Source organism: Nitrospirota bacterium (assembly GCA_016214385.1).
Classification (GTDB): Bacteria; Nitrospirota; Thermodesulfovibrionia; order UBA6902; family JACROP01; genus JACROP01.
This window is the reverse complement of record JACROP010000054.1, coordinates 1-9,311: the sequence shown is the minus strand read 5'-3', so window position 1 is coordinate 9,311 and position 9,311 is coordinate 1. Positions and strand designations below refer to the sequence as shown.

The window sequence follows — 9,311 nt, the reverse complement described above, 5'->3', positions numbered from 1 at the left end:
TCCGCCAAATGTCCGAGAAGTGCATATTGAATGGAAAGTGTATTGGATCGCCGGCTGATGGTGTCTATGATTTTTAAATCATGCGGAGACTTGTCTGTGTGAAATGGCTGCATGGAAAAACTTTGGTCGGTCATCGCATGTCCTTAATGATTTTTCGAATTGCTTTTCCATGTGATTCGATACTTTCGGTGAGTTTGAATTGGACTAGTGCCCTGACAAGATTATGTTTCTAGTGCCTGACCTTGAAATAGACGTTGCCTTCCAGATAGTCGGTAAAGAATCTCAGTCCCAGCTCAAAGGCGATCAGGCGGATCGCATCATAGAGATATTCATATTCGTCTTCTATGAGGAAATTTCTTGCTTGTGAGAGGTAGCCCTGCAAAATGGCATGGCAGAGATCAGGATCGAAACGAACCGACTCCCACTTCTCGGTTTCTTCTCCCATGGGATTGCAGCCGGAGCGGATGCAGTCTCCAATATCATAATGAATCAGGCCGGGTTTAACAGTGTCCAGGTCAATAATGCTGACCGCCTGTCCGGTGTCAGTGTCTATCATGACGTTGTTGATCTTCGGGTCGCCGTGAATCGGCCGAAGAGGCAGCCTGCCTTGGTCTCTGGCATTCTCAAGGACATGCGCCCACATTCTTCGTTTGCTCACGAACCTGAGGCAATAATTGACTTCATCGGATCTGCCGGCACCATATTTTTCAATGACCTCATCATAGTGCTGAAGGTAGAGCGGTGTAATGTGAAACCCTTTCAGAGTGTCGGCAAGTCTTTCGCATGGCAGGTCGCTTATGAGATTATGGAACAGACCGAGCGCATAGCCGATTTCTCTTCCGTGCTCAAGACCTTTAATGGTGTCAAAGGACCGGGCATTGTCAATAAAATTGATTGCCCGCCAGAACGCTCCAGAGGAATCAATCCAGTGATCGAGGCCGTTCAGGGTCAACAGCACTCGCGGCATCTCCCAGCGGCGGTCCTCGTTCAAGGCACGCTTGCGAACATGCTCTATTAAAGTGCGCATGTTCTGCACGATCAGTTTTGGCTGGCGAAATACCTGCGTGTTGATGCGTTGAAGAATGAAGTGCTTTTTTCCTTTGGAATCCAGGGTTACCAAAAAGGTGTCATTGATATTGCCATGCCCGTATTCCCTGATATCTAAAACCTTGCCCTTCTGTTTGAATTGATCTGCAATGGCAACAAGATTTTTCAGGGCTGTGCCACTTATTTTGTTATCTTTTGTCATGTGTGAATCCAAATTAATTATTAGCCGATCTTGCATTCGGTATGAACAACTGATTCCCATGTTTATCCCTGAACGATGCAATAGCCTGCTGCCCCTCTTTTGAGATAATCCAGTTCACAAACTGCATGGCTTCTTTATATTTAACATGCCTGTGCTTCTCAGGGTTGACCGCCATAACACCATACTGATTAAACAGTATAGGGTCGCCTTCAAGGATAATTATCATTTCAAGCCTGTCCTTATCCTTTGTCGCAAGCCATGTCCCTCTATCTGTAAGGGTATATGCTCGTTTTTCATTGGCAATCCTCTGGGTCTTCTCCATTCCCTGGCCAACTTCCATATACCACTGGCCTTTGGGCTGGATAGCTGCCTTTTTCCAGATAGACAGTTCTTTTTTATGCGTTCCTGAATTATCACCCCTTGAGATAAAAGGATATCTGGTCTTTTCAATCTTTTTGAATGCCTCAAGAGCGCTTTTCGTCTCCTTTATCTTTGCAGGGTCACCAGGGGGGCCAATAATAACAAAGTCGTTATCCATGACATCATGACGGTTGACAAAATAGCCTTCATTGACAAGCTTTAACTCATCATCTTTTGCATGGACAAATACAACATCAGCATCTCCCCTCTTGCCTATTTCAAAGGCAGCGCCAGTGCCGACAGCAACAACATCAATCTTTATGCCTGTCTTTTTCTCAAATATGGGCAGGATGTAATCAAATAATCCTGAGTTCTGCGTGCTTGTGGTTGATGCACAGCGTATCCTCGTCTCAGCGGATACAATTGACACAAATGCCACCGATAAAAGCAATACGAAGGATAAAGGATTTCTAAGCAATCTCATTTTTTCTCCTTTTTCGCCTCGGCAAATCAGACGAGTCTGAAAAAACTTTCTTGAGAGTATTATACTTTATAGCCTAAAAATAGGCATTTTCTATTGACAGATACAGATTGCTATGATATTTTTTGGATGTATGGAACGTTTTAGGAAAAATCCAGAAAAGGAGGAATAAATATGGCCTGCAAACCAAAAGGTGTACCCTGCGGCCCTAAAAAGGCTGCATCAAAGTCATCTGCAAAGAAAAAGAAGAAGTAACAGCCTCCGGCAACGTTAAAAAGTTCTCTTGAATGTGGCTATAGCTATTATCATCATTGCAGTGCTAAAAACCAGAAGAAAGGCTATGTCACCTGAAATATTAATGAGACTTGCATCCTTAAAGAGAATCGACTTCAATGCATTTACTGCATATGCTTCAGGATTTACCTTTGCGAATACCTTGAGCCATTCAGGGAAACTTGCAATCGGATAAACAGCGCCGCTCGGAAAGAAGAGTATGACATTCAGAAATCCGCTTAATATTCCGACAATCCTCGGATGATTTACTCTTCCGAGGATAACAAACATCATACTCAAAAGGCAAAGGGTTGTGAGTATCACCACTATAAATATGGAAGCGCATTGACTAACTCCCCTTGAAAGTGGGATGCCAGATATTACCATGCTGAGAGTTAATATTAGAGCAGCGAGCACAGTTGTTATCAGAAGACTGCTTATAGCGAGGCCAGATACTATATGGAATTTTGAAATTGGTGTAAGGAGATAGCTCTCATCAATGCCGAGAAATCTATCCATAACGAGATTAAAGGCCCCGGTTGTCAGGGTGCCCAGGAATATTGCCATAATAACTACTCCAGGCACAAGGGATTGGTAATAGTCAACCTTGCTGTAGAGGTCTATTTCTCTCGGATGAACAACATCAACTTTTTCCCTTATGAAAACATGATCAGGTTCTATAAATCTCAGTGCGCCATTCACTGCGCTTCTTATGGCTTCCGCAGATATGCTGTCTGTGTTGTCAAGGAAGATCCCCACTGAAGGTTTTTTCTTTAATGAAACCCTTTTGCTGAAATCAGGAGGTATGATAATAGCCGCCTTATATCTGCCCTCCCTAACTCTATCAATGGCATTTCTCTGGTCTTTTATGCTGATGATGGTGAATGTTTTTGGTCCTGCCTCGATAGCACGTAAGTTCTCGATGATGCGATTAGAATAAGGGCCTGTGTCTTGATTTACAACAACTATGGGGAGGTCTTTTAATTTCCCTTGAAATGAATTTCCGAGGATTACGAGATAGAGAATGGGCATAACAATACTCATTGCGAGTACTACAGGATTTCGCATGAATTTTCTCAAATCCCTTTCTATAACCGCAAACAGCCTTACCATATCATCCCATCATCTCCCCCATTTCCGGGGTGCTCCAGCACCGATTAAAAAGCTCACCTTCTTTGCCTCCTCTTCCCTTATGGATTTACCTGTAAGGTGTATGAAGACATCCTCCAGTGATTGCTCGTGGATTGCCACTGATAAAACCTTTCCTCCAGAGGACTTAATCACATCCATGAGCGTGGAGAGGTTTTGTGCACCGCTGTCAACATAAATCCTGATCCTGCTGTCCTCAATATTGATCTTATGTACGAATGGTAAATTCTTTATTGCCTCCACAATGCCTTCTAATAGATTTTCGATGGTGAGAGAAATAATATCATTCCCTGGAATCTGAGACTTAAGCTCATCAGGACTGCCGATTGCTATAATCTTTCCTGAATCTATTATGGCTACCCTGTTGCAAAGGGACTCTGCCTCTTCCATATAATGAGTTGTGAGGAATATGGTTATTGAATCTCCTTCCTGGAATTTCCTTAGAAAATCCCAGACCACATGCCTGGACTGGGGGTCAAGCCCCAGGGTCGGCTCATCTAAAAAAAGAACCCTTGGTTTATGCACAAGTGCCCTTGCAATCTCAAGCCTTCTCCTCATACCGCCTGAGTATGTGGCAACAAGGTCATTGGCCCTTGCAGTGAGACCGACCATATCGAGGAGATACCTTGTCCTCTCCTTTCTTTCCTTATCGGGCATGCCATAGAATCTTCCATAGATGTCCATATTCTCATAAGCTGTAAGGTCAAGGTCGCTTGTCATGGCCTGAGGTACGACACCAATCTCACGTCTCACAGCATCTGGCTGTTTTGCCACATTACAACATGCAACGACAGCGCTCCCGCTTGCAGGCTTCAGGAGTGTGGTGAGTATCCTGATAAGGGTTGTTTTACCTGCTCCATTAGGGCCAAGGAAGCCAAAAAACTCTCCCTCAAGCACATCAAAACTCACATTATCAACTGCAGTAATCGGGCCGAACCTCTTTGTTATCCCGAAAACTTCAATAGCTTTAGCCTTTTGCATAATACTTATTTCTTCTTCGGTATTTCTACTTCAACGGTCATTCCTGGCTTTAATATCCCACCAGTTTCATCCAATCTTATCTTGACCCTGAAGGTCTTAATATCCTGTCTTCCACGGGTCACATCTCTTTGTGTTGCAAATTCCGCATATCTTCCTATCTCTGAAACCTTTCCTTTAAATACTTTATCAGGAATCCCTTCCACCCTGATAATCGCCTCGCTATTAAGAACTACACCACCTATCAGGGCCTCCTCTATGTCTGCTCTCACATATAGATTATCCATATCCACTATTGTTAAGATTGTTACACCCGGACCAACTATTTCCCCTTCCTCCAGTGCCCTAAATGTGACCACCCCAGAAATGGGCGACATTATAATAGTGTCGTTGAGCCTTGATCTGTGAAAAGAGAGATTGGCCTGTGATTCCTTGAGTCTCGCCTTTACAGAGGCAAGCTGACTTATTGCTGTATTGAGTTGTGCCACAGCAGCATCCCTTTTTGAGTAAGCTGTTGCGAGTTTTGCCTCTGAAGAATTATAGGTTGCCACAGACGTATCGTAATTGGTTGTGGCCATTTCAAAGGCTTCTTTTGATATGAGTTCCTCTTTATAGAGGGCATTTGCCCTGTCCATCTTTCTTTTTGCCTCTTCCATCTGAACACGTGCCTTTTCCTTTTCAGCCTCCCCACTCTTTATCTCGGCTTCAGCACTCCTAATATTTGCCCTTGCATTTTTTATCGCAGCTTCCGAAGCCGTTACATCAGCCTTTGACCGCTCAACCCCTGCCATTGCCTGTTCTACTGCTGCCCTGAGGTCTTCACTTTCCAATTTGATAACAATCTGTCCTTCTTCTGCTTTGTCGCCCTCATTGCAGCATATCTCTGAAATTCTGCCCGATACCTTTGAGGAAAGATTCACCTCCAATCCTTCGATAATTCCGGCTGTACGGATAGTCTCATCCCGTTTGTCTTTCTGGTAATAGAAAACAAAAAAAAGAATGACTGCTATAAGAAGGATTATTGCAGATATGATTAACCGTTGTTTCATTTTAAAATACCTCTAACTAACTGAATTTATTGTTTCTTGTCCCTATAAAACACCTTTAAAACGGCTCATCTTTTATCAATGCTATACTTACCCGGGCCTATGAAGATTAGACTCAGAAAAACAATTCCATCCTCTATAGCATGGGATGCGACTTTCAATCCCTCGCCCTTTCCGAGATGCATTGCTGCAGCAACAGCCATTGTGATTGTCAGGAGTATGCAGGCTGGCCTGAAAAATAGGCCAAGAATGATACAGATGCCCCCAAAGAATTCTGAAAAGGCTGCCATGAATCCCCAGAATACAGGAGCAAAGTCAATACCAACATACTTCATTGCCATGCCAAGCTTTTCCCATTTCTCTGGCCCACCGAACAATTTTGGAGCACCATGATATAAGAACATAATTCCTATGCCTACACGGAGAATCAGAAGCCCGATATCTGTATATTTGGTCAGTGCTTTTAATATCATTTTTAACCTCCAGAATTTGCTTTATGACTGCCGACTTTCGACTTTCTTTTAATAAACTTCCCCTGCAAATCATCAAACAGATCATAAGCCACAGGCACAACAACAAGAGTGAGGAATAATGATGTCAGAAGTCCACCGATGGTTGCAATTGCCATGGGTGAACGGGTTTCAGCACCTTCACCAATTCCGAGGGCAATAGGCATCATACCAAAGACCATGGCAAAGGTTGTCATGAGTATGGGCCGTAATCTTACAGGCCCTGCATGAAGTATTGCCTCTCTCCTTTCCATCCCCCTTGCCCTGAGGGTGTTTGTATAGTCCACAAGAAGGATTGCATTCTTTTTTACAAGACCCATTAAAAGGATTAGCCCGATAAAACTAAAGATATTAAGGGTCTTGCCTGTGATTAGTAATGCACCAAAGGCTCCGATAAATGAAAGTGGCATCGAAAGCAGCACTGTTATGGGATGGATAAAGCTCTCGAATTGTGACGCAAGAATCATATACGCCAGGATAATTCCGAGCACAAGGGCAAATATCAGATAATCAAAAGATTCGCCCATAATATCAGCCATTCCTTTATATCTTCCGGAATAGTCAGGAGTAAGAATCTTTGCTGATATGGCATCAAGCTCTGACTTTGCCTGGCCAAGGGGCTTGAGTTCAAGGTTTGCAAAGAGTGTTATAGCCCTCTGCCTGTCAGCCCTGTTTATTATGCTTGGACCACCTGCCTCCTGAACCCTTACAATATTTGAAAGTTCAACAAGCCTTCCATCTTTCGACCTTACATAAATCCTTCCAATATCATCAGGATTTGATCTGTCCTCTGGTTTGAGTCTCGCTCTGACATCGTATCTTCTGCCTTTTGCCTCGTCCTTGAACTTTGTTACATCAACTTCGCCGCCAATGAGAAAATTTACAGACTCTGCTAATGTAGCAATGTCAACTCCTAAGTCTGCTGTCTTGTCCCTGTCAATAAAGACCCGTACCTCTGGTTTTCCTACTTCCAGGGATGTATCCACATCAACGATGCCTGGAAGTTTTGAAAATTCGTCAATGATCTTTTTGGAATAATCAGTAAGGAGAGTTAGATCTCTTCCCCTGATACTGTACTGAATCGGAACCATTCTCTGCCCACCTCCAACAAGGGCAACATTTTCAGCAGTTCCTTTAAGGCCAGGTACCTGCCTGAATCTTTTTCTCACCTCAGCCATTATCTGTTCCTGGCTTTTCTCCCTCTCGGCTTTTGGCTTAAGTCCAATAAACATGGATGCCTTGTTTGTCTCTCTTGTAAGGCCAAACCCCTGGGCATAAAAGACAGTTTTTACTTCAGGGATAGACTTTATATAATCCTCTGCATCTTTAAACATCCTGTCCACTTCATCAACGGAATAATCTATAGGCGCCTGGAGTCTCACTATAAATCGGCTCTGGTCTTCGGGTGGTATAAATTCTTTACCGAGAAAAAATATCGGAATAAAGATACTGAAGATAAAGATGCCTGTTGTAAGAATTATCACGATTGCCCTGTGCCTTAAGGCAATGGCGAGTAGCCGCCTGTAAAGTTCTTCGATTTTTTTATAGCCCTTTTCAAGCCAATAAGAAATTCTAGAGATTGACGAGTTTTTTGACTCCTGGCCCTCGACTCCCGACCCTCGACTTTTTAGATATCTTGACGCCATCATTGGCGTGAGTGTAAAAGATACGAACAGAGATACAAGAACTGCAAAGACAACTGTCAGTGCAAACTGAAGGAAAAATCTTCCGATAATGCCTTTCATAAAAGCCACTGGAAGGAATATTGCGACAATGGCAAGAGTCGTCGCCATGACCGCAAGCCCTATCTCTGATGTAGCAAAGGATGCTGCCTCTCTCGGCTTCATTCCGCCTTCTATATGCCTGTGGATATTCTCTATGACAATGATAGCGTCATCGATGAGAATACCAATAGAAAGAGAAAGCGCAAGCATGGTCATATTATTGAATGTGAATCCGAAGGCATTCATGATGGTAAATGTGGAGATAACTGATGTAGGCAAAGCTAATGCACTAATAATAGTAGTCCTGACATTTCTCAGAAAAAGAAGAACCGCAAAGACAGCAAGTATGCCTCCGAAAATCAGGTGATGTTGAACCTCTCTTATGGAGCGCTTTATAAATATTGACTGGTCAAAGCTTATACCGAGATTCATGCCAGGGGTTAGCGCCTTTGTAATGCTTGGGAGTTCTTTTTTTATCCTGTCTATGACCTCAACAGTATTTGTGCCAGACTGTTTCTGTATTCCGAGACCAACGGCTGTTGTTCCATTAAAACGGGCTATGGAACGCTTCTCCTCCATTCCATCTTCAGCACGGCCAATATCCCTGAGTCTCACAGGAGCGCCTTTGTAGTAGCCGACAATCAGGTCATTAAAATCCTGCACCTTCAGGAATTCACCCTTGACCTTTACAGAATATTCCTTTGTTTTGCTCTCGATCCTTCCACTGGGAAGCTCTACATTCTCTCTCTGAAGGGCCATTATAATATCATGGGCAGTTATCTGATATGCCCGTAGTTTGTCAGCATCAAGCCAGATCCTTACCTGCCTGAGTCTGAGTCCGCCCAGTCTTATGGCACCAACACCGTTTATTTTCTGAAGCTGTTCCTTCAACACCTCATCGGCATAAGTGGAAAGTTCCCTTACTGATTTTTCTCCAGTGAGACCGAGCCACATGACAGGCGTCGCATCAGGGTCAACCTTTTCTATAATCGGCTCATCAATATCTCTGGGCAGTTTTGATCTAATGGCAGCAATCTTTTCCCTTACGTCCTGCACAGCAAGGTCAATGTCTCTTTCGAGGACAAACTCCACCATGACTGTGGACCTCCCCTCTGTGCTTGTGGAGGCAATGGTCTTTACTCCATTGATAGTATTTACCGCCTCCTCTATCTTGTCAGTGACATCTATGTCCATTATTTCAGGGCTTGCACCCTGTAAAGCAGTGGTGATATTCACCATAGGAAAATCCACTTTTGGAAAGAGGTCAACACCAAGACGTGGATAGCTCACGACACCAAGGACAACAAGGCCAAGTATGACCATCGTTGCGAAGACAGGGCGTTTTATGGATGTATCAGCGAGCCACATAAAATCAGTCCTCAGTCGTGAGTCGTGAGTCGTGAGTCTGGAGTCGAGGGTCGAAAGTCAAATACTTAATAAACCCTCGAATCAATTTCGCTACTTCTTCGCTTATTAAATAAAGCTTTTTAAATTCAGAACTGCTTATATAATTCAGGTCAAGGGCCACATAAAGTTGGCTTT

General features: G+C 43.6%; 6 protein-coding genes and 1 pseudogene. All 7 read right to left on the bottom strand.

What is annotated here, in order from left to right; genetic code table 11:
- Positions 1–130: 130 nt before the first annotated feature.
- The 7 genes and pseudogenes from HZC12_03490 to HZC12_03460 all read right to left on the bottom strand — a co-directional run bounded on the left by HZC12_03490 (position 131) and on the right by HZC12_03460 (position 9,137).
- Positions 131–1,249: pseudogene (locus HZC12_03490) on the bottom strand (aminoglycoside phosphotransferase family protein).
- A 13-nt stretch (positions 1,250–1,262) separates the two neighbouring features.
- Positions 1,263–2,093, bottom strand: coding sequence for an extracellular solute-binding protein (locus tag HZC12_03485; GenBank protein ID MBI5025790.1), 831 nt, complete (start codon positions 2,091–2,093; stop codon positions 1,263–1,265).
- A 267-nt stretch (positions 2,094–2,360) separates the two neighbouring features.
- Positions 2,361–3,476 (bottom strand): ABC transporter permease, encoded by a 1,116-nt coding sequence (locus HZC12_03480; GenBank protein MBI5025789.1) that lies wholly within the window; start codon positions 3,474–3,476, stop codon positions 2,361–2,363.
- 9 nt (positions 3,477–3,485) lie between these two features.
- Positions 3,486–4,493, bottom strand: coding sequence for an ATP-binding cassette domain-containing protein (locus HZC12_03475; GenBank protein ID MBI5025788.1), 1,008 nt, complete (start codon positions 4,491–4,493; stop codon positions 3,486–3,488).
- A 5-nt stretch (positions 4,494–4,498) separates the two neighbouring features.
- Positions 4,499–5,539, bottom strand: coding sequence for an HlyD family secretion protein (locus tag HZC12_03470; protein MBI5025787.1), 1,041 nt, complete (start codon positions 5,537–5,539; stop codon positions 4,499–4,501).
- Between the two features lie 65 nt (positions 5,540–5,604).
- The gene (locus tag HZC12_03465) at positions 5,605–6,009 is read right to left on the bottom strand and encodes a DoxX family protein (protein MBI5025786.1); all 405 of its coding nucleotides are present in this window, start codon (positions 6,007–6,009) and stop codon (positions 5,605–5,607) included.
- A gap of 2 nt (positions 6,010–6,011) precedes the next feature.
- Positions 6,012–9,137 carry an efflux RND transporter permease subunit gene (locus HZC12_03460; protein MBI5025785.1) on the bottom strand — a complete coding sequence of 1,042 codons (3,126 nt, stop codon included), beginning with the start codon at positions 9,135–9,137 and terminating at the stop codon, positions 6,012–6,014.
- Positions 9,138–9,311 lie beyond the last annotated feature (174 nt).